The sequence below is a fragment of the Amycolatopsis sp. cmx-8-4 genome (genome assembly GCF_046548675.1).
Lineage (GTDB): Bacteria > Actinomycetota > Actinomycetes > Mycobacteriales > Pseudonocardiaceae > Amycolatopsis.
In genome coordinates, this window is the sequence record NZ_JAEBDZ010000009.1 from 289,142 (window position 1) to 314,726 (window position 25,585).

30 protein-coding genes are annotated in these 25,585 nt (G+C 70.2%); 15 read left to right on the forward strand and 15 right to left on the reverse strand.

Annotated features, from left to right (window positions below):
- Positions 1 to 20 precede the first annotated feature (20 nt).
- On the reverse strand, positions 21 to 566 hold the full coding sequence (locus ACLJQZ_RS21700; protein ID WP_410621736.1) for a CGNR zinc finger domain-containing protein: 546 nt from the start codon (positions 564 to 566) through the stop codon (positions 21 to 23).
- 53 nt (positions 567 to 619) lie between these two features.
- Here ACLJQZ_RS21700 and ACLJQZ_RS21705 point away from each other — a divergent pair, with 53 nt between their 5' ends.
- The 5 genes from ACLJQZ_RS21705 (at position 620) to ACLJQZ_RS21725 (ending at position 5,119) form a co-directional block, all read left to right on the forward strand.
- Complete coding sequence (locus ACLJQZ_RS21705; protein WP_410621737.1) at positions 620 to 1,474, forward strand: alpha/beta fold hydrolase; 855 nt, start codon at positions 620 to 622, stop codon at positions 1,472 to 1,474.
- Between the two features lie 95 nt (positions 1,475 to 1,569).
- Entirely contained in the window at positions 1,570 to 2,970 is a 1,401-nt protein-coding gene (locus ACLJQZ_RS21710) for a hypothetical protein (RefSeq protein ID WP_410621738.1), read from the forward strand.
- Positions 2,967 to 3,359, forward strand: a complete 393-nt coding sequence (locus ACLJQZ_RS21715; RefSeq protein ID WP_410621739.1) for a FixH family protein — start codon at positions 2,967 to 2,969, stop codon at positions 3,357 to 3,359. Before ACLJQZ_RS21710 ends, ACLJQZ_RS21715 begins: the two co-directional genes overlap by 4 nt.
- 16 nt (positions 3,360 to 3,375) lie before the next feature.
- Positions 3,376 to 4,518 carry a hypothetical protein gene (locus ACLJQZ_RS21720; protein ID WP_410621740.1) on the forward strand — a complete coding sequence of 381 codons (1,143 nt, stop codon included), beginning with the start codon at positions 3,376 to 3,378 and terminating at the stop codon, positions 4,516 to 4,518.
- A 67-nt stretch (positions 4,519 to 4,585) separates the two neighbouring features.
- Positions 4,586 to 5,119: a hypothetical protein gene (locus ACLJQZ_RS21725; RefSeq protein WP_410621741.1), complete on the forward strand. Its 534-nt coding sequence runs from the start codon at positions 4,586 to 4,588 to the stop codon at positions 5,117 to 5,119.
- Between the two features lie 129 nt (positions 5,120 to 5,248).
- Here the strand turns inward: ACLJQZ_RS21725 and ACLJQZ_RS21730 are convergent, their stop codons facing one another.
- Positions 5,249 to 5,503, reverse strand: coding sequence for a DUF397 domain-containing protein (locus ACLJQZ_RS21730; RefSeq protein WP_247060194.1), 255 nt, complete (start codon positions 5,501 to 5,503; stop codon positions 5,249 to 5,251).
- 284 nt (positions 5,504 to 5,787) lie between these two features.
- Here ACLJQZ_RS21730 and ACLJQZ_RS21735 point away from each other — a divergent pair, with 284 nt between their 5' ends.
- Both ACLJQZ_RS21735 and ACLJQZ_RS21740 read left to right on the forward strand, forming a co-directional pair.
- Positions 5,788 to 6,057 (forward strand): hypothetical protein, encoded by a 270-nt coding sequence (locus ACLJQZ_RS21735; RefSeq protein WP_410621742.1) that lies wholly within the window; start codon positions 5,788 to 5,790, stop codon positions 6,055 to 6,057.
- A 3-nt stretch (positions 6,058 to 6,060) separates the two neighbouring features.
- Complete coding sequence (locus ACLJQZ_RS21740) at positions 6,061 to 6,309, forward strand: hypothetical protein (protein WP_410621743.1); 249 nt, start codon at positions 6,061 to 6,063, stop codon at positions 6,307 to 6,309.
- 88 nt (positions 6,310 to 6,397) lie between these two features.
- Here the strand turns inward: ACLJQZ_RS21740 and ACLJQZ_RS21745 are convergent, their stop codons facing one another.
- The 4 genes from ACLJQZ_RS21745 to ACLJQZ_RS21760 all read right to left on the reverse strand — a co-directional run bounded on the left by ACLJQZ_RS21745 (position 6,398) and on the right by ACLJQZ_RS21760 (position 9,647).
- Positions 6,398 to 7,003: a class I SAM-dependent DNA methyltransferase gene (locus ACLJQZ_RS21745; RefSeq protein ID WP_410621817.1), complete on the reverse strand. Its 606-nt coding sequence runs from the start codon at positions 7,001 to 7,003 to the stop codon at positions 6,398 to 6,400.
- Positions 7,004 to 7,005: 2 nt separating this feature from the next.
- The gene (locus tag ACLJQZ_RS21750) at positions 7,006 to 7,854 is read right to left on the reverse strand and encodes an SAM-dependent methyltransferase (RefSeq protein WP_410621744.1); all 849 of its coding nucleotides are present in this window, start codon (positions 7,852 to 7,854) and stop codon (positions 7,006 to 7,008) included.
- Positions 7,851 to 8,681, reverse strand: coding sequence for an SAM-dependent methyltransferase (locus ACLJQZ_RS21755; protein WP_410621745.1), 831 nt, complete (start codon positions 8,679 to 8,681; stop codon positions 7,851 to 7,853). The genes ACLJQZ_RS21750 and ACLJQZ_RS21755 overlap by 4 nt, the downstream gene beginning before the upstream one ends.
- 102 nt (positions 8,682 to 8,783) lie before the next feature.
- A complete protein-coding gene (locus ACLJQZ_RS21760) occupies positions 8,784 to 9,647 on the reverse strand; it encodes a helix-turn-helix domain-containing protein (RefSeq protein ID WP_410621746.1) in 864 nt (287 codons plus the stop codon).
- Positions 9,648 to 9,887: 240 nt separating this feature from the next.
- Between ACLJQZ_RS21760 and ACLJQZ_RS21765 the strand changes: the two genes are divergently transcribed.
- Entirely contained in the window at positions 9,888 to 10,808 is a 921-nt protein-coding gene (locus ACLJQZ_RS21765; protein WP_410621747.1) for an MBL fold metallo-hydrolase, read from the forward strand.
- A 138-nt stretch (positions 10,809 to 10,946) separates the two neighbouring features.
- Positions 10,947 to 12,386, forward strand: coding sequence for an NADP-dependent phosphogluconate dehydrogenase (gene gndA, locus ACLJQZ_RS21770; protein WP_410621748.1), 1,440 nt, complete (start codon positions 10,947 to 10,949; stop codon positions 12,384 to 12,386).
- Between the two features lie 114 nt (positions 12,387 to 12,500).
- Here gndA and ACLJQZ_RS21775 read toward each other — a convergent pair whose 3' ends face one another.
- Genes ACLJQZ_RS21775 through ACLJQZ_RS21795 form a run of 5 tightly spaced genes read right to left on the reverse strand, consistent with a single transcriptional unit; the run spans position 12,501 to position 16,810 of the window.
- Complete coding sequence (locus ACLJQZ_RS21775; protein ID WP_410621749.1) at positions 12,501 to 13,241, reverse strand: Clp protease N-terminal domain-containing protein; 741 nt, start codon at positions 13,239 to 13,241, stop codon at positions 12,501 to 12,503.
- Between the two features lie 52 nt (positions 13,242 to 13,293).
- On the reverse strand, positions 13,294 to 14,508 hold the full coding sequence (locus tag ACLJQZ_RS21780) for an NAD(P)/FAD-dependent oxidoreductase (protein ID WP_410621818.1): 1,215 nt from the start codon (positions 14,506 to 14,508) through the stop codon (positions 13,294 to 13,296).
- A 58-nt stretch (positions 14,509 to 14,566) separates the two neighbouring features.
- Positions 14,567 to 15,352, reverse strand: a complete 786-nt coding sequence (locus ACLJQZ_RS21785; RefSeq protein WP_410621750.1) for an IclR family transcriptional regulator — start codon at positions 15,350 to 15,352, stop codon at positions 14,567 to 14,569.
- 1 nt (position 15,353) lies between these two features.
- Positions 15,354 to 15,671 carry an NIPSNAP family protein gene (locus ACLJQZ_RS21790; RefSeq protein WP_410621751.1) on the reverse strand — a complete coding sequence of 106 codons (318 nt, stop codon included), beginning with the start codon at positions 15,669 to 15,671 and terminating at the stop codon, positions 15,354 to 15,356.
- Entirely contained in the window at positions 15,671 to 16,810 is a 1,140-nt protein-coding gene (locus ACLJQZ_RS21795; RefSeq protein WP_410621752.1) for a 5-methyltetrahydropteroyltriglutamate--homocysteine S-methyltransferase, read from the reverse strand. Before ACLJQZ_RS21795 ends, ACLJQZ_RS21790 begins: the two co-directional genes overlap by 1 nt.
- A 119-nt stretch (positions 16,811 to 16,929) precedes the next feature.
- Here ACLJQZ_RS21795 and ACLJQZ_RS21800 point away from each other — a divergent pair, with 119 nt between their 5' ends.
- The 3 genes from ACLJQZ_RS21800 to ACLJQZ_RS21810 all read left to right on the forward strand — a co-directional run bounded on the left by ACLJQZ_RS21800 (position 16,930) and on the right by ACLJQZ_RS21810 (position 19,298).
- Positions 16,930 to 18,264: a nucleobase:cation symporter-2 family protein gene (locus ACLJQZ_RS21800; protein ID WP_410621753.1), complete on the forward strand. Its 1,335-nt coding sequence runs from the start codon at positions 16,930 to 16,932 to the stop codon at positions 18,262 to 18,264.
- Between the two features lie 25 nt (positions 18,265 to 18,289).
- Positions 18,290 to 18,541 (forward strand): hypothetical protein, encoded by a 252-nt coding sequence (locus ACLJQZ_RS21805; RefSeq protein ID WP_410621754.1) that lies wholly within the window; start codon positions 18,290 to 18,292, stop codon positions 18,539 to 18,541.
- Positions 18,542 to 18,671: 130 nt separating this feature from the next.
- Positions 18,672 to 19,298 (forward strand): DUF3558 domain-containing protein, encoded by a 627-nt coding sequence (locus tag ACLJQZ_RS21810; RefSeq protein WP_410621755.1) that lies wholly within the window; start codon positions 18,672 to 18,674, stop codon positions 19,296 to 19,298.
- Positions 19,299 to 19,305: 7 nt separating this feature from the next.
- Here ACLJQZ_RS21810 and ACLJQZ_RS21815 read toward each other — a convergent pair whose 3' ends face one another.
- Positions 19,306 to 19,845: a TetR/AcrR family transcriptional regulator gene (locus ACLJQZ_RS21815; RefSeq protein WP_410621756.1), complete on the reverse strand. Its 540-nt coding sequence runs from the start codon at positions 19,843 to 19,845 to the stop codon at positions 19,306 to 19,308.
- Positions 19,846 to 19,933: 88 nt separating this feature from the next.
- On the opposite strand from ACLJQZ_RS21815, the gene ACLJQZ_RS21820 reads away from it, so the two are divergent.
- Positions 19,934 to 20,380 carry a pyridoxamine 5'-phosphate oxidase family protein gene (locus tag ACLJQZ_RS21820; protein WP_410621757.1) on the forward strand — a complete coding sequence of 149 codons (447 nt, stop codon included), beginning with the start codon at positions 19,934 to 19,936 and terminating at the stop codon, positions 20,378 to 20,380.
- Here the strand turns inward: ACLJQZ_RS21820 and ACLJQZ_RS21825 are convergent, their stop codons facing one another.
- On the reverse strand, positions 20,381 to 20,908 hold the full coding sequence (locus ACLJQZ_RS21825) for a hypothetical protein (RefSeq protein ID WP_410621758.1): 528 nt from the start codon (positions 20,906 to 20,908) through the stop codon (positions 20,381 to 20,383).
- 130 nt (positions 20,909 to 21,038) lie between these two features.
- Here ACLJQZ_RS21825 and ACLJQZ_RS21830 point away from each other — a divergent pair, with 130 nt between their 5' ends.
- Together ACLJQZ_RS21830 and ACLJQZ_RS21835 are read left to right on the forward strand one after the other, a co-directional pair.
- A complete protein-coding gene (locus ACLJQZ_RS21830; protein ID WP_410621759.1) occupies positions 21,039 to 21,791 on the forward strand; it encodes a rhomboid-like protein in 753 nt (250 codons plus the stop codon).
- Positions 21,792 to 21,831: 40 nt separating this feature from the next.
- Positions 21,832 to 24,147 carry an EAL domain-containing protein gene (locus ACLJQZ_RS21835; RefSeq protein WP_410621760.1) on the forward strand — a complete coding sequence of 772 codons (2,316 nt, stop codon included), beginning with the start codon at positions 21,832 to 21,834 and terminating at the stop codon, positions 24,145 to 24,147.
- Positions 24,148 to 24,157: 10 nt separating this feature from the next.
- On the opposite strand, the gene ACLJQZ_RS21840 is transcribed toward ACLJQZ_RS21835, so the two are convergent.
- A complete protein-coding gene (locus ACLJQZ_RS21840; protein WP_410621761.1) occupies positions 24,158 to 24,508 on the reverse strand; it encodes a YciI family protein in 351 nt (116 codons plus the stop codon).
- A gap of 376 nt (positions 24,509 to 24,884) precedes the next feature.
- Positions 24,885 to 25,526 carry a hypothetical protein gene (locus tag ACLJQZ_RS21845; protein WP_410621762.1) on the reverse strand — a complete coding sequence of 214 codons (642 nt, stop codon included), beginning with the start codon at positions 25,524 to 25,526 and terminating at the stop codon, positions 24,885 to 24,887.
- Between the last annotated feature and the right edge of the window lie 59 nt (positions 25,527 to 25,585).

Genomic DNA, 25,585 nt, shown 5'->3' on the forward strand with positions numbered 1-25,585 from the left:
AGAAAGTTGCGGTTGGGACGTCAGGGGGTGTCGGAGCGGAGCCGGGCGTAGTGGGCGCGGGCTTTCGCGCGGTTGCCGCAGCGGGCCATCGAACACCACTGGCGGTTGCGTCGCGGGGAGGCGTCGCTGAAGCGCAGGCCGCAGTCGTCGGCCGCGCAGATGCGCACCGCGGCGCCGCTTGGTGCGAGGTCGATCGCGTCCGCCGCCAACGCAGCGAACGCCGCCGCCACCGGGTCGGGCGGCGTCGGGACTTCGCGACGCAACCCACCGCCGTCGAACGCCAGCCGCGGGGGTGCGGCCGGGGCCGCGGCGGCCGTGGTGTTCACCAGGTCGACGTCCTTCCACCTGGGCAACCGGGTGAGCAGCACGCGGTCGATCGCCTCGCGCAACGCCTTCGCGGCCAGGACGTTCCCGGCCGTGACCGCGCCCGCCGTGAAGCCGGCCAGGCCGAGCCACTCGGCCAGCGCGTCCGGACCGGTCAGCAGCTCGACGCCCTCGGTGTGCCGGGAGCGTCGGGTGTTGACCAGGTCGAGGCACGCGCGGCCGCCGTCGAAGACCCATTCCATGCCTTCATCCTAACCCTTGAATGCGGTTAGAACCCCGCGTACCGTCTAACCCCATGAACCGGTTAGAGAACATGGCGACGGTGAACGACCTGCGGATGCACTACCTGCGCGCCGGCGACGGTCCGCCGCTGTTCCTGCTGCACGGCTGGCCGCAGACGTCGCACTGCTGGCGCCAGGTCATGGCACCGCTGGCCGAGACGCACACCGTGATCGCCCCCGACCTGCGTGGTTACGGCCGCACCGACAAGCCGAAGTCGGGCTACGACAAGCGCACCATGGCCGCCGACGTCGCCGCGCTGGCCGAGCACCTCGGCTACGAGCGAGTCGCTGTCGCCGGGCACGACCGCGGCGGCCGCGTCGCGCACCGCTGGGCCCTCGACCGCCCGGACCAGGTCGAACGCCTCGCCGTGCTCGACATCGCGCCGACCCGCGCGATGTGGCAGCGCCTCGACACCGGCGTCGCGAAGGCCTACTGGCACTGGCTCTTCCACCTGCAGCCCGACCTGCCCGAGCTGCTGGCCGGCCAGAACATCGCCGGCTACCTCGGCTACTTCTACGAACGCTGGACCTACCAGCGCCACACCCTCGACCCGGACGCCGTCGCCGAGTACGTCCGCGCGTTCTCCCAGCCCGGCGCGCTGCGGGCCGGCTTCGACGACTACCGCGCGTCCTTCCCGGACGACGCCGAAATCGACGACGCCGACTTCGCCGCCGGAAAGCGGCTCACCCAGCCGGTTCTCGCGCTGTGGGGCGCGAACGGCCTGCTCGGCACGCTGCCGACGCTGGAGATCTGGCGGGAGTACGCGACCGACGTCACCGGCGTCGCGCTCGCGGAGTGCGGGCACTTCCTGCCCGAGGAGCAGCCCGGCGAAGTCGTCTCCCACCTGCGGAAATTCCTGAACCCCTGAGATCCCCGGGGGTCCGGGTCCCCCGGGGAGGGGATCGAGGTTCCCTCCCCGCCGTGACGCCCGCCACCCCGCGGCGTCGCTAGGTTCAGACCACGATGGGGACCACACCTAAAGCGACTTTGCTGCTCCTGCTGGCCTTGCTGGGGATCACGCTCGGCACGGGGACCGCGCACGCCGACGGCGCGCCGACCGGCGCCGACGTCCAGGTGGCGCAGACGCTCGGCGCGCGCGAGCTGACCGTGATCATCCGGCGGGTCGACACGACGCCGTCGCCGCTGCGGGTCGACGTCGTGACGCACCAGGGCACCGCGCCCGGCACGCTGCACCTGGCCGTCGCGGCCGACGGCGTCGTGACGTCGCGGGGTGACGTCGTCCTCGGCGCCGAACCGGGCGTGTACCCAGGGACGCTGCAGGTCGGCAAGCCCGGGCCGTGGCTGCTTTCGCTGAGCGACGGCACCGGGCCGGCCGCGACGATCCCGTTCCTCGTGCCCGCGCGCGTCGTGCCGCCGTGGGAGAAGGCGACCTACGGCGGGTTCGTCGCGGCGGGGGTGTTCCTGCTGCTCGCGCTGGTCGTCGGGGTCCGGGCGCGGCGGACGGCGTTCGCGCTGATCCCGGCGGGCGGCATGGTCGCCGCCCTCGCCGTCGCGGTCACCGGCGCGCTGCTGTCGGCGAGCACTCCCCCGCCACCCGCGCCCGGCAGCCAGCTCGACCCGACGTTCGACAACGTCACCGACCCGTACGCGAACGCCCAGTTGTCCACAGTGGACTACTCACGGCCGCCGGTGAACCTCGCGGTGCGCGCCGAAGCCGGTGACCTGCGGCTGGCGCTCACCGACGGCGCCACCGGGCTGCCGGTCGACGACCTGCTCATCCACGACAACGCGCTGGTGCACCTGGTCGTCGTCTCGCCGTCGGGGCGGATGAGCCACCTGCACCCGGTGCGCGTCGGCCCCGGCGACTACCGCGTCCGGCTGGCCGATCCGGAGGCGGGCACGTACGCCGTGGCCGCGGAACTCGTCCGGCGCGGCGGCGGCGTCCAGCTGGCCCGGTCCACAGTGGACCTGCGGGGCACCGCCGCGCCCACGCCCGAACCGCCCGGCGCCGGCCCGCGCACGGTCGACGGCACCCCGGTCGACCTCACGATCTCCCCCGGCACGCCGACCACCGTCACCGCGCACTTCCCTGCCGGCGACCTCCAGCCGTGGCTGGGCATGCTCGGCCACCTCATCGTCGCCGGGCCGATCACCGGGCCGGACGTCGGCGCGGCCGCCGCGAAAGCCCCGACGTGGGCGCACGTCCACGCCATGATCCCGCCGGTCGCGGGCCAGCTCGACCGGCCCGACGAGACGGTCGCGGCGTACGGCCCGGACGTCGGCTTCACCTACACCTTCGCCGCGCCCGGCCGGTACCGGATCTGGCTGCAGGCGGAACGCGGCTACCGCGTGCTCACGATCCCCGCGGTGGTCGACGTCCCGACGACAGGAGCCGCCCGATGAAACGCCCGACGTTGCTGATCACCGTGGTCGCGCTGGTCGTCGCGGCCGGGGCCGCCTGGCTGCTGTGGGGTGGCAGCGGCGCGAAACCCACTACGCAGCAAGCGACTTCCGGCCCGTACACCGTGCAGTTCTCCGCGGACCAGCCGCGCATCGGCGGCAACACGTTCGCGGTGGCGGTGACCGGACCGGCGCCCGAAGCCGTCACCGTCGCGCCGGTCATGGCGCAGATGGGGCACGCGCTCGCGCCCGTGGCCGCCGGGCCGGACGGCCCCGGCCGCTTCCGCGCCGCGGACGTCGGCCTGCCGATGTCCGGGCAGTGGGAGATCACCGTTTCGCTGCGCGGCCCCGGCGGGCCCGCGCAGGTCGTCTTTTCGTTGCTGGTCAAATAAAGAAAGGTCGGGGGAAATGGATCTCACCGCATCCGGCGTGCACACCACGTCGGTGGCGAAACAGGCGCGAACGGGGTTGCTGCCGGCGAACGTCGTGCTCGGCGGTTCGCTGTTGTCGCTGGTCGGGCTGACCTGGGACATCCAGTGGCACAGCGACGTCGGGCCGGACACGTTCTTCACGCTGCCGCACCTGTTCCTGTACGCGGGCAGCGCGGTCGTCGGCCTGGCGAGCCTCGCCGTCGTGCTGCTGACGACGGCGGCGCGGCGCGCGGGCCGTCCGGTCGACCCGCGGGTCGGCGGGCGCGTGGTCAACGTGTTCGGCCAGACCTTCGCGGCCCCGATCGGCTACCTGGTCTCGGGCGTCGGCGCCGCGACGTTCCTGGTGTACGGCCTCTGGGACCAGTGGTGGCACGGCCTCTACGGCTTCGACGCGGTGATCGACTCACCGCCGCACATCGGCCTGCTGCTGTCGATCACGGTGTCGCTGATCGGCACGACCGCGGTGTTCGCCTCGGCTCGCGAACACCGCTGGGGCCGGATCGGCACGCTGGCGTCGCTCACCGTGCTGCTCACCTTCGGGCCGGTGCTGGCGCTCGGGTTGCAGCAGGTGCCGGACGACTACGCCGACGCCGTCTCGATCGGCTGCTCGATGATGGCGGTGCTGCTGGTCGCGGTCGGCGCGGGATTCCTGCGGCGCCCGGGTGGGGCGCTCGGCACCGCGGCGATGGTCGCGGTCGTGCAGGCGCTCTTCTGGTGGTTCTCGCCGTGGGCGGCGCAGTCCTACGCCGATCTCGTCGGCCTGCCGATGCGGGACGCGATCTCCGGCGTGCCGGAGATGCCGGCGCTGACACCGATGGCGTTGCTGCCGGTCGCCGCGCTGATGGAGCTGGGTTACCTGCTCGGCCGTCGTCGCGGCTGGCGCGTGGGCCGCGTTTCGGTGGTCGTCGGCGGGGTCGCCGGGCTGCTGATCGGCCTGAGCCTGCCGTTGCAGCGCGCGATGCTCTACACCGGCGCGCACGTGCCGCCGGTCTGGTACCTGACGACGACCGCCGTGCTCAGCGCGGCACTGGGGCTGCTCGGCGGGTTCGCCGGGTGGCGGTTCGGCGGGATGCTCTGCCTGCTGGCGCCCGCGAAGAAGGGGGAAACCGCTGATGCGTAAGACAGTGTTGTTCGGGGCTACGCCCCGGCCGGGGGCTACGCCACCCGGAACCCCCAAAAGACGAATTGTGCTGGCCCTGGCCGCGGTGATCGGCTTGCTGTTCGCCACCGAGGCACCGGCGAACGCGTACGAGCCCGTCAACATCGTGCACACCGAGCACGTGCAGGCCGGGCCGTACGGGATGACGATCGGCTTCAGCACCTGGCCGCTGCGCGCGGAGCAGTCGCTGGACTTCACCTTCATCCCCGACGGCGGGATCGCGGACAAGTCCGGCACGCTCACGATGATCAACCCGGAGGGCGGGAAGAACCGGATCCAGCAGCTGGTCCGGCACCCGCGCAAGCGCGAGGTCTGGGGGCTCGACGTCCGCTCGATGCCGCGGCCGGGCGACTGGACGTTCCGCTTCGCGGTGAACGGGCCGGCCGGGCCCGGCACCGGCGACCTGCGCGCGCTGCCGGTGCTCGAACAGCCGGGGCCGCCGATGGGACTGAGCTGGGCGATCAGCACGCTCCCGCTGATCGGGCTCGTGGTGATCGTCGTGCTGGCGTGGCGTCGGACCCGTGGCCGGTTGCGGGGAGGGGAACTCCCGGCAATCGGGTGAGATATCGGTCACATACGGCAGTCAGCCGTATCCACGCCGTCGCGAAGGCCTCCTTCTCCGTAGAGGAAGGGGGCCTTCGTCACTTTCTTACACGGTCGGGTGATCATCATCACCCAGTCAAGGGATACGTCAGGCGGGCAGGTCGAACTGCCCCGCCTTCACGGCGACGAGGAACGCTTCCCACTCGGCGGAGTCGAACACGAAGACCGGACTGGTCGAGAGCTTGGTGTCCCGGACCCCGATCAGGCCTTCCCGACCCAGGTTGACCTCGACACAGCTGCCGCCGTTGGGCTCGCTGGCGAACGACTTCTCCCACGCGGCCTCTTCGAACAGGGACACGGCCGTGCTCGGATCGTAATCCGCGAACGACGGATAATCCGCCATGGGTCGTACCTCCGTGGATCGATGGGGGGCGCGGCCGCAACCTGGTCGAAGGTACCCGCTCCCGGCTACTCAGTGTCTCAATGGAGCAGAGTGCAGGGCCAAGCGGGTGATCAACTAGCTCCGGCCTCGACATGAAGATTATTCCAGGAGTAGGATTAATCGCATCGGCCGGGGGCGGCGCTGTCGGTGAACGACAACCCGCATGCGGCGGGCGGCACGATCGCCGCGCCGGCCGCGCACAGCACACCATCCACCAACGCAGTACCTCATGGGGGAGGACCAGCGTGATCGTCGAGGACAGCGCGCCACCAGGCGCCGTCGTCGTGGGCAGGCTCGCCAAGGGAACCGCCGGTGAAGCCCGCCGGGTGGTCCACGTCTTCGGCGTGGAGGCCACCGCGGCCACGAGTGCGTTGGTCCGTACCAAGTGCGGGGAAGCGCTTTCCCGCACCGATGTCGAATGGCTGACCCCCGGGGTCGGCATGCCTTGTGAACCCTGTCTCGGACTGACCACCGGCGAACCCGCCAGGTCACCGCGACGAGAGCTGGGGGTGTAGACGATGGCCGTCCGGTTGAACTCGCTCTTACGACGTGAAGAAGAACACCGCGGCCGCCGCGGGATCGCGACCGAACTGCGGGACCGCTTCGGTTTCAGCCTGATCCAGGCGCCGCTGCGCAAGACCACCACCTGGGCCACGGACCTCGACGTCCCGGCCCGGCACTCCGACGGCGTGCGCACGACGCGCCCGCTGGAGACCGCGATCGACCTGACCCCGCTGCTGCGCGGCCGGATCGGCTCGCGCGCCTGACCGCGTTCCACCCTCACCATCATGAAGGAGCCCCGGTTCACGACGAACCGGGGCTCTCGCCGTTCCCGGGCCTGAAAGCCGTGAAGGCCTACGGTTTCCGCAGCAAGAGCGCGCCGCGGCGGAAACGCTCGCCTTCACCGGGCACGCGGTAGACGCGACCCGTCTCGACGAGGCCCGCGTCCCGGGCCAGCCCGGCCAGGTCGTCGAGCGGCCATCGGTAGGCCGGGGTGACCGCGTGGTCGAACACCGTCAGCGGCTCGCCGTCGGATTCGAAGCAGCCCAACAGAACGTGACCACCCGGCGCCAACGTCCGGGTGAATTCGGCGAAGTACCCCGGCACGTCTTCCGGCGGGGTGTGGATCATCGAGTACCACGTCAGGATCCCGGCGAGCGAGGCGTCCGGGACGTCCAGCGCCGCCATCGAACCGACCTCGAACCGCAGATCGGGCGCGGCCGCCCGGGCCAGCTCGATCATCGCCGGCGACAGGTCGACGCCGAAGACGTCCACGCCGCGGTCCCGGAGGTGCGTCGTGAGGTGGCCGGGCCCGCAGCCGAGGTCGGCGACGAGCCCGGCGCCACGCACGTGGTCGACGAACGCGGCCAAGGCGGCGTTGTCCAACGGCGAAGCGTCCCAGACCTCACGGACGAACTCGGCGTATCGGACGGCCATCGCGTCGTAGGCGGCGGCCGTCACGCTCACGGCTTGCGACCGAGACCGCAGATGTGGCCGCTGAACGCCGGGTCGTTCGCGAGCTTCTTCGTCGCCCGGGACTCGATCTCCTCCGGGTGCCACTCCGGCAGGTAGACGATGCCCGGCTCGACGAGCTCCAAGCCGTCGAAGAACGACGTGAACTCCGCCTTGCTGCGCAGGTACAGCGGGGTGCTCGACTTGTTGTACTGCTCCACGACCGACGCACGGCTGTCGGAGTCGGCCAGCGCGTCGAGGCCTTCGGTGGTCAGGTGCGAGGACAGGAAGTACGAGCCGGACGGCAGCAGCGACAGGTACTTCTGGATGGTCTCGGCCACCGGCTCGTCCTTGCCGAGGAAGTACAGGACGCCGACGATGATCAGCCCGATCGGCCGGTTCGGGTCGAGGACGCCGGTGTCGAGCGCGCGCTTCCAGATGTCGGCCGGGTCGCGCAGGTCGCCCTGCAGCACCGCGTGCCGGCTCGCGACGCCTTCCTTCTCGAGCAGGATCTGCGAGTGGGCGACGGCGACCGGCTCGTTGTCGACGTAGACGCACCGCGCATTGGGGTTCACCTCGGCGGCGACCTCGTGCACGTTGCCGACCGTCGGGACGCCGGAGCCGAGGTCGAGGAACTGGTCGATCCCGTTGCGCGCCAGGTAGCGCACGCCGCGGCCGAGGAAGTCCCGGCCGACGCGGGCGACCGTCTTGATCATCGGGAAGGTCTTGACCGCCTGCTCGCCGAACTGCCGGTCGATGGCCCAGTTGGCGTCGCCGCCGAGGAACCAGTCGTAGATCCGGGCCGCGTTCGGCCGGTCGAGGTCGACGCCTTCGGGGGCTTCGGGATCCTGCGTCGTCATGCGTTCCGTCCTCCAGGCTTGCGGCCGACACCGCCGACCACGCTCGCGAGGGGGACCGTGGCGGCGCCGGGGTCAGGGCGCCACTCTCCCACAGGCACGATTCCCGGCTCGACCACGTCGAAGGTACCGAAGAACGCGGCGATCTCGTCGAGCGAGCGGGAAACCGCGGGCGAGCTCGACCGCTCCGACAGCTTCACGAGCCGCCTGATCTGCTCCAGCTCCGCACCGCCGACGCCGGATTCGGTCGCGTGCGACAGCACGTACGCCGATCCCGGCGCGAGCAGCTTCCGGTAGTCGCGGATCGCCTCGCGCACGCCGCCGGCGTCGGGCAGGAAGTGCAGCACGGCCACGCTGAGCAGGCAGATCGGCTCGTCCGGGTCGAGCACGCCGGTGGCCAGCGCGGCCGCCCAGACGTCCTGCGCGTCCCGCAGGTCGGCGTGCAGGACGGCGTGGCGGCCGGCGTCACCGGCCTCCTCCAGCAGGATCCGGCCGTGCGCGACGGCCACCGGCTCGTTGTCGACGTACACGCACCGGCTGTCGTCGACGTGGTCGTCGGCCACCTCGTGCACGTTGCCCGCGGTCGGGATGCCGGAGCCGAGGTCCAGGAACTGCGTGATGCCCTGGGAAAGGCAGTAGCGGACGGCGCGGCCGAGGAAGTCGCGGTTGCCCCGCGCGAGGGCGCGCGCCAGCGGGAAGGCCTGCAGGGCCAGCTCGCCGTACTGCCGGTCGACCGCCCAGTTCGCGGTGCCGCCGAGCGCCCAGTCGTAGATCCTCGCCACGTTCGGCCGTTCCAGGTCGACGGCGTCGGGGAGGAAGTCGGGGTCCACGATGTCCCCTTCGGATGACGCAGCCGGTGGTGGGTTCGGGCGCAACAGCAGCACTCTACCGAAAGTTGTTCACCACTTGGCCGCCTCGCGGGGCCGTTCGCCCTATTGGCTCTGCTGCATCTGCGCGCGGTAACCCTCAGCGAGCTCCTTGAGGAACTGCCGGGTCTCCTGCCGCTCCAGCGCGGCTCCGCGCAGCCTGTCCCACGAGTCGACGAAGATGTTGAAGTCCTTGACGTCGTCGAGGTACAGCCCGCCCGCGGAGTGCTCGATGTAGACGAAGTCGCGGGTGCGATCCGGGAAGCGCATGATCGTGAAGTCGTTGGGCACCGCGGCCAGCCGCGCGCCGAAGGGCAGCACGTGGACGTAGACCCGCGCGTGCCGCTCGAGCGAGAGCAGGTGCTCGACCTGGTCCAGCATCACCGCGGGCGCGGACCCGCCGGGCGCCCGGCGCAGCGCGCCTTCGCTGATGATGAACCGGTAGTACGGCGGCTGCTGCTGTTCGAACACGGCTTTGCGGTCGAGCCGGTTGCGCACCAGCGACGTCACGTCGGTGGCGCCGAACTCGGTGAACTGCTTGAGCATGTAGTGCTCGGACTGCAGCGGGCCGGGGATGCGCTCGCCGTGCCAGGTGAGGATCTCCGCGGCGGCGGGTTCCAGGTCCGTGAAGGTGCGGAACCAGTGCGGCACCACGGAGCGGTAGCCGGACCAGTGGCCGCGCTGCCCGGCGGCCGCGCGCGCCAGGTTCATCAGCGTGTCGGCCTCTTCGCCGTTGATCCCGAACGCGTTCAGCATCGATCGCACATCCCCGAGCTTGACCCCGACGGCACCGGACTCGATCTTGTTGACCTTGCCCTGGGTGCAGCCGAGAACCTCGGCAACCTGCTGCTGTGTCATCCGCGCCGCGGTGCGGGCGTGCCGGAGCTCGTTTCCGAGCTGCTTCCGGCGCGAGGTGACGGTGCTGGCCATCGCCCTGCTCTCCCGGACCACTATCAAGCGATGACGGCCCGTATCCGGAGCCGTCATCACACGCGAACTATCGAACCCACCCAGGTTAGTGCTTGCCCTGCGGATCTCGATGATGACATCGCGCAGCGTTCCAGGAAATGTCGCGGAACGCCAGCCACCTGGGTTGTCACTCGCCTGGACCAGCGCATTCGTGATCGCTGCGCCAACCGGCGGGCACGCCGTTGGGGCATAGTGGGCCGCGTGACCGATCGCTCGCCCTCCGCCGCCGCCGTCACCCGGCTGGCCGACCAGGTCCACGGGTACGTCCAGCCGGACGGCTCCTGGTACATCAACAACTGCGGGTTCGTCGCAGCCGGTGACCACACCGTGCTGATCGACACCTGCTCGACCGAGCGCCGCACGCGCGCGCTGCTCGCCGCCGTCGAAGGCGCCACCGGCCGCCCGGTGACGACACTGGTGAACACCCATCACCACGGCGACCACACCAACGGCAACTACCTGGTCGAGGGCGCCACGATCATCGGGCACCGCAAGACCCGCGAGCTGATGGTCGCCGAGGGCATCCAGACGTTCGACGGCATCTTCACCGGCAGCGACTGGGGCGAGCTGCGGTCGCGCCCGCCCGAGGTCGTGTTCGACGACCGGCTGACCGTGCACGCCGGCGACGTCACGATCGAGCTGATCCACCCCGGCCACGCGGCCCACACGACCAACGACGTGCTCGTCTGGCTGCCCGAGCAGCGCGTGCTCTACGCCGGTGACCTGGTGTTCAACGGCGGCAGCCCGTTCGCGCTGATGGGCTCGGTGGCCGGCTGGCGGGCCGCGCTGGACGTCATCCGCGAGCTGGAGCCCGAAGTGATCCTGCCCGGCCACGGCCCGGCGTGTGGCCTGGACGTCGTGGACACAGTGGACGGCTACCTGGCCTTCGTCCAGAAGACGGCCGAACGCGGGAAGGCTGCTGGGCTGGGCCCGCTGGAGCTGGCCAAGGACACCGACCTCGGCGAGTTCGCGGGCCTGACCGAGCAGGAGCGGCTGCCTGGCAACCTGCACCGGGCGTACGCCGAGCTGGACGGCGCCGAGTGGGGCGCGCAGATCGACCTGGTCGCGGCCGTGATGGACATGGTCGCGTTCAACGGCGAGCCGATCCGCTGCTTTTCCTGAACTGAGTGAGCCGCGTCTTCGTGCCTTCCTTGAGCGCACGTTCGGACTAGACCACCCATATCCCCACCACCCCCTCAACGGAGCGGCGAAGCCGCACAGTGCTTAGTCTGAATCGAGAGAGTCTTCGGAAGGATGCGGATGAGCAAGAAGGCGAGCATCGGGGTCACCGGCCTGGCGGTCATGGGCCGCAACCTGGCCCGGAACCTGGCGCGGCACGGGCACACGGTGGCCCTGCACAACCGGTCCGAGGAGCGGACCCGCACGCTGGTGGACCAGTTCGGCGACGAGGGCGACTTCATCCCGGCGTACTCCGCGCAGGAGTTCGTCGACGCGCTGGAGCGGCCCCGGCAGGTCGTGATCATGGTCAAGGCGGGCGGCCCGACCGACGCCGTCATCGACGAGTTCGCGCCGCTGCTGGAAGACGGCGACGTGATCATCGACGCCGGCAACGCGCACTTCGCCGACACCCGACGTCGTGAGAAGGCCCTGCGCGAGCGCGGGCTGCACTTCGTCGGCAGCGGCGTCTCCGGCGGCGAGGAAGGCGCGCTGCACGGGCCGAGCATCATGCCCGGCGGCTCGAAGGAGTCCTACGAGTCCCTCGGCCCGCTGTTCGAGGACATCTCGGCGAAGGTCGACGGCGAGCCGTGCTGCACGCACATCGGTGCCGACGGCGCCGGCCACTTCGTGAAGATGGTGCACAACGGCATCGAGTACGCCGACATGCAGCTGATCGCGGAGTCGTTCGACCTGCTGCGCGGCGCGGGCGGCTACTCCCCCGCGGAGATCGCCGACGTGTTCCGGACCTGGAACACCGGCCGGCTCGACTCGTACCTGATCGAGATCACCGCCCAGGTGCTGGCGCACGTCGACAAGTCGTCCGGCAAGCCGTTCGTGGACGTCGTCGCGGACGCCGCCGAGCAGAAGGGCACCGGCCGCTGGACCGTGCAGATCGGCCTCGACCTCGGCGTCCCGATCTCGGGCATCGCCGAAGCCGTCTTCGCGCGTTCGCTGTCCGGCTCGACGTCGCTGCGCTCGGCGGCTCGCGGCCTGGGCGGCCCGGCGCGGACGCCGCTGACCGGCTCGTCGCTGGAGCGCTTCGCGGACGACGTCGAGCAGGCGCTGTACGCCTCGAAGGTCGTCGCGTACGCGCAGGGCTTCAACCAGATCCAGGCCGGCGCGACCGAGTACGGCTGGGACATCGACCTCGGCAAGGTCGCCTCGATCTGGCGCGGCGGCTGCATCATCCGCGCGAAGTTCCTCAACGACATCACCGCGGCCTACGCCGAAGAGCCGGGCCTGCCGACCCTGCTCACCTCGGGCGGCTTCCGCAAGGCCGTCGAGGACGCGCAGGACTCGTGGCGCTCGGTGATCTCGACGGCGGTGCGGCTGGGCATCCCGACGCCGGGCTTCTCGACGGCGCTGGCGTACTACGACGGCCTGCGCGCCGACCGCCTCCCGGCGGCCCTGGTGCAGGGCCAGCGCGACTTCTTCGGGGCGCACACGTACCGCCGCGTCGACCGCGACGGCTCGTTCCACACCGCGTGGGCCGAGGACGGCCGCCCGGAGTCCGACGCCTGACTTCAAAGCCGTGAAGGCCTCCTTACCGGCCATAAGAGCCGGTAAGGAGGCCTTCACGGCTTTCCGGGGTGCCTGAGCGGGAAGACCCCCTGGTCCATCCCGATCAGAGCAGCCTCACTGGCCCCGCGCGGCGAGGATCTCCGTCAGGACCGCGACGATCTTCGCCTCGGCCTTGTCCTTCTTGATCCCCAGGCCGTCGAGCACCTGGAAGCCGACGCCTTCGCCCTGCTCCAGCAGCGCCAGCAGGATGTGTTCGGTGCCGATGTAGTTGTGCCCCAGCCGCAGGCCTTCGCGCAGGGTCAGCTCCAGGGCCTTCTTCCCCCCGGCGCTGAACGGCATCGGGCTGGGCACCTCGCCGGCCGGCTCGGGCAGCTGGGCTTCGGCCGTCTCCTGGACGGTCTCCAGCGTGACGCCCTGGGCGAGGATCGCGCCCGCCGCGAGGGCCGCGGGCTCGGTGAGCAGGCCCAGCACGAGGTGCACGGTGTCGATCGCCGGGCTGCGGTGGTCGATGGCCGCCTTCTGCGCGGCGACGATCACGTGCCGCGCGCGGTCGGTGTAGCGGCCGTAGACGCGCTCGATCGCGCCGGAGGCGTCACCACCCGGGTCCACCTTCGGCACGAACCGCTTCTGCGCGGCCTGCTTGGTGACGCCCATGCTCTTGCCGATCTCGGTCCAGGACGCGCCGGAACGGCGGGCCTGGTCGACGAAGTGGCCGATGAGGTGGTCAGCGACGTCGCCGAGGTGCTCGCCCATGTAGACGGCGTCGGAGAGCTGGGCGAGGGCGTCCTGGTCGTTGTTGCTCTTGATGGCGGTGATGAGGTCGTCGAGCTTGACGGAGTAGTCAGGCAGGTTCATGTCGTCAACTGTAGGTTGACGCACTGGGTGCGTCAACCACGAGTTGACGATCTCAGGCGACGCGCGCCTTCAGGTGCGCCTTCAGGTCGAACCCGCTCGCTTCGAGGTCCGCGTACGCCGGGTGCGGGTCGGCGGCGAACAGCCGCCGCGCGGCGATGTGGTCGGCCGGGCGGTTCACCGACTCGACCGCGATGAGGACGTCGCCCGAGAAGGACAGCACCGAGAACTTGCCCGCCTCGCGATCACCCGCCACCACCGTCCGGTCGGCGCGGTCGAGGATCCCGGCGATCTGCAGCTTCGCGCCCGACTGGTCGGTCCAGAACCACGGCAGGCTCGCGTACGGCTCTTCGGTGCCGGTCAGCGCCGCGGCCACGCACCGGGCCTGGTCGACGGCGTTCTGCACCGACTCCAGCCGGGTCGCCGCGCCCGACTGCACGCACGGGAAGTTCGCGCAGTCGCCGATCGCGAAGATCCGCGGGTCGGACGTGCGCAGGTGCGCGTCGACGACCACGCCGTTCGCGATGTCCAGCCCGGCGGCCTCGGCGAGCGCGGTTTCCGGCACGACGCCGACGGCGATCACCACGAGGTCGGCGGGCAGCCGCGTGCCGTCGGACAGCTCGACCTCGCGCACCCGCGAGTCGCCGTGCAGCGCGGAAACGCCTTGGCCGAGCAGGACCGTGTGTCCGGCCTCGCGGTGCAGCGAAGCGAAGTAGGCGGAGATCTCGGGCGACGCGACGCGGTTGAGCAGCCGGTCCTGCGCCTCGACGACTGTCACCGGACGGCCGGCGTGGGACGCGAACTCGAGCCCGATGAAGCCACCACCGACCACGACGACGTCCCGCGCCTCGGACAGCGACGCGCGGAGCCGGTCGGCGTCATCGCGCGTGCGCAGGGCCAGCACCCCCGGCAGGTCCGCGCCGGGCACCGGCAACGCCCGGTTGCGCGCACCGGTGGCCAGGACGAGGTGGTCGTAGGCCAGCTCCTCGTCGTCGTCGAAGTGAACGCGGTTCGCGGCCCGGTCGATCGACTTGACGCGCGCGTCGACGAGTTCGATGCCCTTCTCGGCGAAGAAGTCCTCGCCGCGCAGGTGCAGCTGTTCGAGCCCGGCGGTCCCGGCCAGGTAGGCCTTCGACAGCGGCGGCCGCTGGTACGGCACGCCGGGTTCGTCCCCGACCAGCACGACCCGGCCGTCGAAGCCCCGGTCGCGCAGCGACGCCGCGGCCTGGAACCCGCTCTGCCCGGCGCCGACGACGAGAACCGTGCTCACTCCCTGCTCACCCATGGTTTCATCTGAGCACACCCCGCTCGGCTCGTCGAGGAGTCGATCAGTGAGGTTCGCCGCTGGTCCGCAGCGCGCGCGGGGCGCCGAGGACCCGCGAGATCCCCCGCGCCGCCGCGCGCACCGCCGGGACCAGCGTCCTCGGGTCGGTGCCCTCCGCCGGCACGACCACCGAAATCGCCGCCGCCACCTCGTCGTCGGCGCCGAAGACCGGCGCCGCCACCGAGAGGGCGATCAGCTCGATCTGGCCGTCGCTGATGGCGTACCCGTTGCGCCGGACGTCCGCGAGCACGCGGCGCAGCTCGCCTTCCGAGCTGATCGTCTTGGGCGTGAACACCTTCAGCGGACTCTCGACGACCTCCGCTCGGACGTCGGCCGGCGCGTGCGCGAGCAGCACCTGGCCGACGCCGGTCGCGTGGGCCGGCAGCCGGCCGCCGACCCGGGTCAGGACGTTGACCGCGCCGCGGCCGGAGATGCGCTCGACGTAGACGACCTCCGGCCCGTCGAGCACCGCGAGCTGCACGTTCTGGTGCGTGGCCTCGTAAAGGTCCTCCAGGAACGGCATCGCGCTCTCCCGGAGTTCGGCCCCGTGCGGCGCGAGCGAAGCGACCTCCCACAGCCAAAGCCCGACGCGGTACGCACCCGCGTCATCGCGGACGAGCGCGCCACGCCGGGTCAGCTCGCCGGCCAGCCGGTGCGTGGTGGACAACGGCAAGCCAACCCGACGGCTCAGCTCCGACAGCGTGAGTTGTGGCCGCTCGGCGGAAAAGGCGCCAAGCAGATCGAGGACACGATCGACCACCGACGGCGGCCGCTGCGCGCTGTGTCGCACGTCAGAGGTCGTCGTCCGGCAGCAGCGGCCGCATGAACGACCGGCGGTACCGGATCACGCAACCGCTTTCCTCGCGGATCTTGTCGGCCTCGATGAAGTCCGGGTCGACGCCGAACAGCGTCCGGTACTGCTCGTACGCGGCCAAGCTCTCGAAGCTGAACAACGCGCGCGCTTCGTCGCTCGCCCCTTCGGAGGGCAGGAAGTAGCCGTGGTGGACGCCGCCTTCTCGCTGTACCAACCGCATCCACGCGGCGGCGAACCGTTCGAAGTCGGGCAGTTTCGCGGGGTCGATGACGTAGTCGACGACGCAGGTGATCATCAGTGGCTGCCCCAGACGCGGTCGGCCGTCTTCACGATCAGCTCCAGCTTCCGCAGCTGGTCGTCCACGGTGAGGTCGTTGCCTTCCTCCGTCGAAGAGAACCCGCACTGCCCCGACAGACAGAGCCGGTCGACGTCGACGTACCGCGACGCCTCCTCGATCCGCCGCACCAGGGCGTCCGGGTCTTCCAGCTCCGGCCGTTTGGTGGTGACCAGGCCGAGCACGACCTTCTTGTCCTTCGGCACGAACCGCAGCGGCTCGAAACCACCGGACCGTTCGTCGTCGTACTCCAGGAAGAACCCGTCGACGGCCAGCTCGCCGAACACGGCTTCCGCGACGAACTCGTAACTCCCGGAAGCGGCCCACGAGGAGCGGAAGTTCCCGCGGCACAAGTGGGTCGTCACCGTCAGGTCGTCCGGCCGGCCTTCCAGCGCCGCGTTGATCGTCGCGATGTTGCGCAGGTGCTGGGTGTCCGGGTCGCCGCCCATCCGCTGGACGAGCTCGCGCTGCGCCGGGTCGTTCAGGTACGCGAGGCTCGTGTCGTCGAGCTGCAGGTAGCGGCAGCCGAGGCCGGCCATCGCGGTGACCTGCGCGGAGTACGCCGCGCTGAGGTCGGTGAAGAACTCTTCCAGCTCCGGGTAGACGGTCTCGCTGACCGCCGCCCGGCCGCCGCGGTAGTAGACCATGCTCGGCGACGGGATGGTCAGCTTCGGCGTCACGCCGGCGTCCACATGGGACTGCAGGAACCGGAAGTGGTCGGCGAAGATCGGCTCCTCGAGCCGGACCTTGCCGTCGACCTGCAGGCCCGGCGGGCTGAACTCGAGGTCGCCCGCCAGGTTGTGGAACTTGACGTGCAGCCGTTCGTCGCTCTTGGAGATGCCGCCGAGTGCGTAGATGAAGTCCATGTGCCACGAGGCCCGGCGGAACTCGCCGTCGGTCGCCGAGCTCAGCCCGGCCGCTCGCTGCATCTTGATCACGTCACGGATCGCGTCGTCTTCGACCGCGCGGAGCTGCTCCGCACCGATCTCACCGCTTTCGTGCCGCCGTCGCGCGTCACGCAGCACCGGGGGCCGCAGGAGGCTCCCGACGTGATCGGCGCGAAACGGCGGGCCCACCTGGGAAATACCGCCCGATGTCATGCACCGATGGTCACACATCGCGGCCCGATCCGCCGCACCCCGGAAACACGATCATCACGGCGGCGTCTTGCTACCGTCATCCGCACGGCGTTGGCTGGCACGGCAAAAGGGGGCTGTTGATGACGAAACCCGAGGTCCACCCGGTAGACCAGGGCCTGCCCGCCGGCCGCTTGGCGCTGCTCGGCCTGCAGCACATGTCGATCATGTACGCCGGCGCCGTCGCGGTGCCGCTGATCGTCGGCAGCGCGCTCAAGCTCGACGCGGCGACGATCGGGCTGCTGGTGAACGCCGACCTGCTGGTCGCGGGCATCGCCACGCTGATCCAGTCGATCGGCATCGGGAAGCTCCTCGGCATCCGCCTGCCGGTGGTGGCGGGCGCGACGTTCAGCGTCGTCAACCCGATGATCCTCATCGCGTCGCAGTACGGCTTGCCCGCGGTCTACGGCGCCATGATGGCGTCCGGCGTGTTCGGGCTGCTCATCGCGAAGCCGTTCGCGAAGCTGATCCGGTTCTTCCCGCCGCTGGTCACTGGCACGCTGCTGCTCGTCATCGGCGTCTCGCTGCTCGGCCCGGGCGCCGGGCTGATCGCGGGCAACGACCCGAGTGCGCCGGACTACGCGGCCCTGTCACACATCCTGCTCGCGTTCGGCGTGCTCGCGCTGCTCGTGCTGTTCACGCGGGTGCTGCGCGGCTTCGCCAACCAGATCGGGCCGCTGCTGGCCCTGGCGATCGGGCTGGTGGTCGCGATCCCGCTGGGCCTGGTGCACTGGGACGGGCTGAGCGCGGCCGGCTGGTTCGGGCTCGCGGCGCCGTTCCACTTCGGCGCGCCGACGTTCCCGGTCGCCGCGGTCCTGTCGATGTGCGTGGTCATACTGGTGACGTTCACCGAGTCGACCGCCGACATGATCGCCGTCGGCGAGATCACCGGGCGCCCGCCGACGGACTCCGACCTCGCGCGCGGCCTGGCCACCGACGGCTTCTCGGCCGTGCTCGGCGGCGTGATGAACTCCTTCCCCGACACGGCTTTCGCGCAGAACGTCGGGCTGGTGCGGATGACCGGCGTGCGCAGCCGCTGGGTGGTCGCGGTGACCGGCGGGATCCTGGTGCTGATGGGCCTGGTCCCGAAGATCGGCGCGTTCATCGCGGCGATCCCGCAGCCGGTGGTCGGCGGGGTCGCGGTGGTGATGTTCGCGATGGTCGCCGCGGTCGGCGCGCAGAACCTCCGCACGGTGGAGTTCTCCGGCAACCACAACACTTTCGTCGTGGCGGTGGCGTTGGGCGTCGGCCTGCTGCCGGCGTTCGCGCCGAAGATCTTCCAGCACTTCCCGGCCTGGCTGCAGACGATCGGCGGCAGCTCGATCACGGTGACGGCGGTGCTGGCCTTCGTCCTGAACCTGCTCTTCAACCACCTCGGCCGGCGCGACGAACCTGGTAACCTCCCCGACGTCGGATAACTCAGAGTGCCTGGTCGGAGACACTGTGAAGTCAGAGGAGCCGGACGCGGCCACGTACGGCGGCTTGCTCGAGGACCTCAACCCGCTCGGCACCGGCGGCGGGTTCGAGTATTCCGCCGAAACCCTGCATGACCTGGCCAACCAGTGGCGGCAGCTGGCCCAGGACTACCGGGACGACCGGCTCGACGCGGAGCGCATCGCGCAGACCGAGGGCCCCGGGCTCGAATACGCGAGCCAGGGCAACGCCGAGCTGATCAGGCTTCCGGTCAGGCTTTGATGCAGTCGCTTTCAGCGCGCGCGGACCACTGCGACGCGATGGCCGACAAGTTCCTCGCGGCTCTGGGCAAATACACCACAACCGAAGAACAACATGCTGCAGAGCTCAAGAAACCGGAAGGCCTCGCCTGATGCGCCGCGTTCTGCCCATCGCCGGTGTCACGGCACTCGTCCTCACCGGGTGCACCGGTACCACTCGCGGCAACCCGCAGCCGACGAGCGAATCACCAGGTCAGACCGCGACTTCGGCCACCACGGATCAGGTGCCCGGCCTCGGAGTACCGAAGGTCGAGACCCCGGTCGACCTCACACGATTCCGCCAGTCTCCCTGCGAAGCACTCTCGGAGAGTCAAGCGGGAGAACTGATCGGACCCGAAGTGCAGACAAGGCCGGACCTCGAATCGCCGGCCGGACCCGCTTGCTCGTGGAATCCGCCCGATGCCAGCCGCCCACTGGTCCGCGTGATTTTCGACAAGGCCGCTACGGCCGGCCTGACCAGCTTCTACAAGGACAAAGGCGCCCGGTACGCACTGTTCACGCCATTGGAACCCATCAACGGCTATCCCGTCGTCGCGTATGGCGTCTACGACGCGAGGGATACCGAAGGCGTTTGTTCCGTCGCCGTCGGAACCAGTGATCAAGAAGTGTTCGACATCGGCTTGACGCTGTCGCAAGCCAACGTCGGCAAGAAAGACCCGTGCGATGTAGCTCGCGAAGGGGCGATCAGAGCACTGACCACCATCCGAGGCACCAGCTGAGACCTGCTCAAAGGGTCTTGAGCAACCGTTCGACGAATTCGGCGCCGACGCCCGGCTCAACCGGGAGCCGGAACAGGACGCGCAAGTAGAGCGGGGCCAGGACGTGGTCGAGGACGTCCTGCACCGACGGCACTGCCTCGCCACGCAACGCGGCCGCGTCGAGGGCCTGCTGCAGGTCGTCGCCGCGGGCCCGGAGGTATTCGACCGGTTCGCGTTCCGGGGCCATGGTCGCGACGAGCGCGCGCAGCAGGATCTGGCCGTGCCGGTCGCGCATCGCGCGTTCGACGCCGTCCGCCCAGCCCGTCAGGTCCCCGCGCAGCGAGCCGGTGTCCGGGATCGGCGACGTCTCGCGCAGGCGCGTCACGGCGGCGTCGAGGAGCAGGTTGTCGAGGTTGCCCCAGCGGCGGTAGATGCTGGTCGGGTTGACGCCCGCCCGCTCGGCGATCTTCGGGACCGTGGCGTCGGTCTCCCCCGCGGCGAGCAGTTCGACGACGGCGTCGTGCACCGCGTCGCGGACGCGGGCGCTGCGGCCGCCGGGTCGGGTCATAAGGCCACCCTAAAGCAAAGGCACTTGCTTTAGGGAGGCGCGTCTGCGTACCTTTAAGGCAAATCGAATTGCCTTAAGGAGCGTCGCCATGTCCCGCAAGATGACCCGTGAAGAGCGCGAAGCGTTCCTCGCCGAGCCGCGTGTCGGCGTGCTGAGCGTCGCCGCCGAACCCGGACGCGCGCCGCTGACCACGCCGATCTGGTACCGCTACGAGCCGGGCGGGGACGTCATGGTGATGACGTCACCCGGGCTGCGCAAGACCCGGCTGATCGAGGAAGCCGGCCGGTTCGCGCTGTGCGTGCAGGAGCAGGACGGCGTCTACAAGTACGTCTCGGTCGAAGGCCCGGTCGTCAAGACGTGGCCGATGACCAAGGCGGAACGGCACGAGGTGGCGGCCCGCTACCTGCCGCCGGGCGTCAGCGAGGCGTACACGGACGCGACCGACGCCAGCCACGGCAGCAACATCGCCATCGTGATGCGCCCGGAACGCTGGAACACGTCCGACTTCAGCGACCTCGGCGAGCGGCTCGCCTGATCACCAGCAGATGATCAGGATGCACGTGACCTGGTGCGGCGGCGAAGTCGACGTCGTGGGCGGTGGCGGTGGCGGCTGACCACCGGCCGGGGTCGTCGTCGTGGTCGGGGCGGTCGTGGAGCCCGGGCCGCCGGCGGTCGGCGCGGTGGTCGCCGTCGAAGACTCGGCGCTGCTCTCGGTGTCCGACGTCCGGCCCGGCACCTCGGTGACGGTGCCCTCGTGCGTGCCGGGGACGACGACGTCGCCGCCGGTACCGCCGCCGACCCCGCCGTCGTTCGGCGAGTCCGTCGCCTGACCCGCGCCGCCGAGGCCGGTGGTGCGCTGCGGCATGGGGACGACCTGGATCTGGTCGACCGGCGCGGCGTCCTGGCGCACCTGACCGCTGCTGAACGCGACCAGCACCGCGGCGGCCCCGCAGCCGATGACGACGGCGAGCATCACCGCGACCACCCGCCACCGAGACTGCACCGGCCGGTCGCCCCAGCCCTCGCGCACGAGCAGCTCGGCGACCGATACCTCGTCGTTCACGGCCGTATTTTTACCGCACAAAGCACCCGAACGGGTGAGGTACCGGCAAAAATTCGTTACGTGCTGTGCGATCTGACGGTCAGTGACTATCCACAGGGCTTTCACAGCTGCGGTTGGGGAGAATCCCAGCATGCCCGGCGAAGCTGAGACCATGCTGCTGAAAGCCGAACCGCGGGTCCTCGACCTCGCGGGTCCGGCACGGCGGAACTGGCGGCAGTTCGTCCGGTTCATCCCGAATCCGCGGGCGACGCCGTTCACCTTCGGCTATCTCGTCCTCCTGCTCGGCACGACGCTGCTGCTGCGGTTCGCCGACGCGGACCTGACCGACCGGCTCCTCCGGCTGTCCAGCACCGATGCCCACAACCTATGGCGGCGGCCGCTGACCTCGCTGCTGACCAGCGCGCTCTGGCTGGCGGACGAAGGCTGGCTCGTCTACGTCCTCATCTTCGCGATCGCCGTCGCGCCGCTGGAACGCCGGTTCGGCATCCGCCGCGTGGCCACCGTGTTCTTCTCCGGCCACGTGCTCGCCACGCTCGTCACCGAGCTGCCGGTGATGGGGTTGATCAGCGCGCACGTCCTGCCGAGCTCGGCCGGGCACTGGCTCGACATCGGCGTCAGCTACGGCTTCTTCACCACGGCCGGCGCCCTGGTGTTCCTGCTCCGCGGCCGCACGCGGCTCCTCGCGCTGGCCGCGATGGAGGCGTTCGTCGCGGTGATCTACCTCAGCGACGACCCCACGACCCTCGACTCGGTCGTCACGCTGCTCGGCCACGCCGTCGCCGCGCACTTCGGGCTGCTGTTCTGGGGCCCGCGGTTGCGCCGCGCATCCGCAGGCCGGACGCGGATTCCGGCGGGTATGCAGGGGCCGGAGTCGGTGGTGTAATCGACGGGCCACAGCCGAGCAGCATGGGGGACGGACGCACATGGAGGCAGACTCCCTCGCCGAGCTGGTCGAGCTGAGTCCGGACGCGATCTGCGTCCACGAGAACGGCGTCGTCACCTACGCCAACCGTGCCGCCCTGGACGCGTTCGCCGCCTGCTCCGCCGATGAGGTCGTCGGCCGCCCGTTCACGGACTTCGTCGCCGAGGACTCCCGGCCCGCGCTGCTGGAGAAACTCGCGCTGCTGACCGGGCCCGGCGCCGCCACCGAGCCCGTCGAAGCCCTGATGTCCCGGCTGGACGGCAGCAAGTTCGCCGTCGAGGCGCAGACCGTGCGCACGGCCGGGACCGGCTACCAGGTCGTCATGCGCGACATCACCGCGAAGAAGGCGGCCGCCGACGCCCTCCGCTACCAGGCCGCGCTCGTGTCGCACGTCAGCGACGCCTTGATCGCGACCACCGGCGAAGGTGTCGTGACCAGCTGGAACCCGGCCGCCGAGACGGTGTACGGGTGGACCGCGACCGAAGCCGTCGGACGCCGTGCGAGCGAGCTGGTCGGCGCGCCGCTGGAGCTGCGCCGCGGTGGCGTCGCCGAAGCCGTGCACCGGCGACGGGACGGAGCGCCGCTGACGGTCCGCGTTTCGGCAGCTGAGATGAACGACGGCTGGGTGCTCGTCTGCGCCGACGAAACCGCGCGGCGGCGGGCCGAGCGGAACTACCGCACGGTCGTCGCCTCGCTCGACGAAGGCGTGCTGCTCATGGGGCCGACCGGGCTCGTCGAAGCGGCGAACCCGGCGGCGTGCCGGATCCTCGGCGTCGCCGAAGCCGACCTCATCGGCGTCCCGTGCCACTCGCTGGTGCTGTTCACCGAATCCGGGCAGTGGATCCCGCCGGACGAGATGCCGTCGGTGCGGACCCGGCGGACCGGGGTCAGCTACAACGGACTCGTCGTGCGCCTGCGCCGGCCGGACGGCCGCGACGTCTGGGTGTCGCTGACCTCCCGGCTGCTCGACCCGGACGACCCGACGGCGGCCGCGGTCGTCACGTCGTTCACCGACATCAGCGAGACCCGCGCGATCAGCGCCCGGCTCGCGCACGACGCCACCCACGACCCGCTGACCCGGCTGGCGAACCGGACGCTGGTGCTCGACCGCCTCGACGTCCGGGGCCGCCGCGGCCCGGCGACCGTGCTGTTCCTCGACCTCGACAAGTTCAAGGTCATCAACGACTCCCTCGGGCACTCGGTCGGCGACCAGGTGCTGCGGATCGTCGGCGAGCGGCTGCGGCGCTCGTCGGGCCGCGCCGACCTGGTCGGGCGGCTCGGCGGCGACGAGTTCGTCATCGTCACCGACGAGGTCACCGAGCCCGGCGAGGTCCGCGCGCTGGCCGAGCACCTGCGGGCCGCGCTGGCCGAGCCGATCGGCGTGCTCGGCCGGCAGCTGCACCTCGACGCCAGCATCGGCGTCGTGCTCGTCGACGGCGCGGACCAGCGCAGCGCCGAGGATCTGCTGCGCGACGCGGATGTCGCGATGTACCAAGCGAAAACGCTCGGGCGGGGACGGCACCACGTCTTCGACGTCGGCCTGCGCGAACGGATGCAACGCCGGCTGCGGATGGAACAGGACCTGCGCGACGCGGTCCACGAAGGCCAGCTCTGGCCCGCTTATCAGCCGGTGGTCGACCTGAAGACCGGCGAGATGGTGGCGGTCGAAGCGTTGCTGCGCTGGACACATCCCCGGCTCGGCCCGATCTCCCCGGCGGAGTTCATCCCGCTGGCCGAAGAGAGCGACCTGATCAACGTGATCGGCAAGGAGATGCTGCGCGCCACCACCCGCGAGCTCGCCTGGCGCCGTGCCAACCAGGGCTTGGACCTGACGCTGAAGGTGAACCTTTCGACGCGGCAGCTCGACGACCCGCACCTGGTGCCCGCGGTCCAGGACGCGCTCGCGAGCACCGGGCTGCCCGCGGGCGCGCTCTGCCTGGAGGTCACCGAAAGCGCGTTGATGCGCGACCAGGAAGCGGCCGGGGAAGTGTTGGCAGCACTGCGATCCCTGGGCGTGCTACTGGCGATCGACGACTTCGGCACCGGTTATTCGTCGCTCGCGCAGCTGCGCCGGCTGACACTGGACACGCTCAAGATCGACCGCTCGTTCATCACCGGCATCGCCGAATCACACGACGCCGAGGCGATCGTCACGAGCATCATCGCGATGGCCCACGCGGTCGACCTGACCGTGATCGCCGAAGGCGTCGAAACCGCGGAGCAGTTGGAGCTGCTTCGCCGGCTCGGCTGCGACCAGGCGCAGGGGTTCCACCTGGGCCGGCCGATCCCGGCGGACGAACTGTTCGGCAGTCGGTAGCCGCTAGAGGTCAACCCTCGTGGATCACCTTGCGCACCTCGACGGCGGTGTACCGCGCGTCCGGGATCTTCCCGGCCAGCTCGACAGCCCGCTCCTCACTCTCGACGTCGACGACGTAGTAGCCGCAGAGGAAGGAGGCGGACTCGACGAAGGTGCCGTTCTCGACACGCGGCACACCGTTCTCGACCCGGACGGTCCTGGTACCGGCGGGATCGACGAGCGCCTTGGTCTCGACCATCTCGCCGGATTCGGTGACGAGCTTGATGAAGTCGCCGTGGCCTGCGTAGACGCCGTTCTTCTGGTCGTCGGTCAGGGTGCCCCAGAGGGCGGGGTTCATGTGCAGCGTGAGCAGGTATCGCATGTCGGCTCCCGTGGTGGGTGGCGGCCCGTTCTCAGGCTGCCTTCGCCGGTAGGTCGACGCCGTTCGCCGGGTCCGGACATGGACGTTCGGGGTTCACTCGTTCGGCCTAACGAGCAGCTGGAGAGGCGGGCGCACCTCCGGCCCCCAGCGGATCCGGCCGGGCACGGTGGTGGTGATCGCCGAAGGACCCAAGCCCGTTGGGTACTTCCACGTCGAGGAGCCGGGTAACGAAAAAACCGCCTCGACTGAGTCGAGACGGTTTTCGTGAGCGGTGGCCAGGGCCGGGGTCGAACCGGCGACCTTCCGCTTTTCAGGCGCAGACGTTTCCGCAGGTCACGGGGGTTGCACTGCCGCCACGTGCAACCCCCGTGCAACATCACGTCCGGGCCGTACCCGCTTGCTCGGCGCCAGGGACAGTCAGCTCCAGCGGCTTCAGTCGGGCCAGGGCCTCGGGTTCCATCTCACGCGCGGCCGCTAACAGCGCGTCCAGTTGGTCGGACGCCCGCTGGCGGATCACGTCCAGGATTTGGCTGGCCAACGCGCCCAGCTGCCACACCGTCTGCTGATCGCCGGAAACGTGCTTCATCATCAAGGGGCCGGCCCCCAGGACATTACGGTCATCATCGAGAAAGAGAGCCACCCGGACCTCTTCGAATGGGTTCACACTATGCGCAATATGCTTATTCCTCATTTGAACTACGAAGCGATGCCACTCGACCACATCGCCCTTGAGGGACAGTGATTGCACATCATCCTCACTGAGGAAGGCGCGCTTGCCGTCAGAGAAGCATCGCTTATACGCGACCAGCGCCGCCGACCACAGACCACGAACCACGACCGAGGCATCCTCATCAAGCTCGCCTGCCTCCATCTCTTTGAGGATCCTGGTCGCGCTCAGCACCACGAAGCTCAGGTCATCAATGATTGAAATCAGACTGGCGTAATCACATGCCTCCGCAGTACGGAGATCGCTCCCCTTAACCCACTTCCCAGCAGCTTCCTCCGGTGGACTATCCACAGCACGCTCCCAGTCTGCGTCTATTCTCAACTCGCGATCTCGCGATTTACACATTTTAG

Excerpts from the sequence above, each read along its gene's own strand:
- ACLJQZ_RS21775 (WP_410621749.1), bottom strand. The coding sequence starts at position 13,241 with ATGAACCTGCCTGACTACTCCGTCAAGCTCGACGACCTCATCACCGCC.
- ACLJQZ_RS21740 (WP_410621743.1), top strand. The coding sequence starts at position 6,061 with ATGGCCGTCCGGTTGAACTCGCTCTTACGACGTGAAGAAGAACACCGC.
- ACLJQZ_RS21790 (WP_410621751.1), bottom strand. The coding sequence starts at position 15,671 with ATGATCACCTGCGTCGTCGACTACGTCATCGACCCCGCGAAACTGCCC.
- ACLJQZ_RS21715 (WP_410621739.1), top strand. The coding sequence starts at position 2,967 with ATGAAACGCCCGACGTTGCTGATCACCGTGGTCGCGCTGGTCGTCGCG.
- ACLJQZ_RS21700 (WP_410621736.1), bottom strand. The coding sequence starts at position 566 with ATGGAATGGGTCTTCGACGGCGGCCGCGCGTGCCTCGACCTGGTCAAC.
- ACLJQZ_RS21710 (WP_410621738.1), top strand. The coding sequence starts at position 1,570 with ATGGGGACCACACCTAAAGCGACTTTGCTGCTCCTGCTGGCCTTGCTG.
- ACLJQZ_RS21830 (WP_410621759.1), top strand. The coding sequence starts at position 21,039 with ATGCCCGGCGAAGCTGAGACCATGCTGCTGAAAGCCGAACCGCGGGTC.
- ACLJQZ_RS21795 (WP_410621752.1), bottom strand. The coding sequence starts at position 16,810 with ATGACATCGGGCGGTATTTCCCAGGTGGGCCCGCCGTTTCGCGCCGAT.
- gndA (WP_410621748.1), top strand. The coding sequence starts at position 10,947 with ATGAGCAAGAAGGCGAGCATCGGGGTCACCGGCCTGGCGGTCATGGGC.
- ACLJQZ_RS21705 (WP_410621737.1), top strand. The coding sequence starts at position 620 with ATGAACCGGTTAGAGAACATGGCGACGGTGAACGACCTGCGGATGCAC.
- ACLJQZ_RS21800 (WP_410621753.1), top strand. The coding sequence starts at position 16,930 with ATGACGAAACCCGAGGTCCACCCGGTAGACCAGGGCCTGCCCGCCGGC.
- ACLJQZ_RS21820 (WP_410621757.1), top strand. The coding sequence starts at position 19,934 with ATGTCCCGCAAGATGACCCGTGAAGAGCGCGAAGCGTTCCTCGCCGAG.
- ACLJQZ_RS21815 (WP_410621756.1), bottom strand. The coding sequence starts at position 19,845 with ATGACCCGACCCGGCGGCCGCAGCGCCCGCGTCCGCGACGCGGTGCAC.
- ACLJQZ_RS21810 (WP_410621755.1), top strand. The coding sequence starts at position 18,672 with ATGCGCCGCGTTCTGCCCATCGCCGGTGTCACGGCACTCGTCCTCACC.
- ACLJQZ_RS21720 (WP_410621740.1), top strand. The coding sequence starts at position 3,376 with ATGGATCTCACCGCATCCGGCGTGCACACCACGTCGGTGGCGAAACAG.
- ACLJQZ_RS21730 (WP_247060194.1), bottom strand. The coding sequence starts at position 5,503 with ATGGCGGATTATCCGTCGTTCGCGGATTACGATCCGAGCACGGCCGTG.
- ACLJQZ_RS21835 (WP_410621760.1), top strand. The coding sequence starts at position 21,832 with ATGGAGGCAGACTCCCTCGCCGAGCTGGTCGAGCTGAGTCCGGACGCG.
- ACLJQZ_RS21750 (WP_410621744.1), bottom strand. The coding sequence starts at position 7,854 with ATGACGACGCAGGATCCCGAAGCCCCCGAAGGCGTCGACCTCGACCGG.
- ACLJQZ_RS21760 (WP_410621746.1), bottom strand. The coding sequence starts at position 9,647 with ATGGCCAGCACCGTCACCTCGCGCCGGAAGCAGCTCGGAAACGAGCTC.
- ACLJQZ_RS21840 (WP_410621761.1), bottom strand. The coding sequence starts at position 24,508 with ATGCGATACCTGCTCACGCTGCACATGAACCCCGCCCTCTGGGGCACC.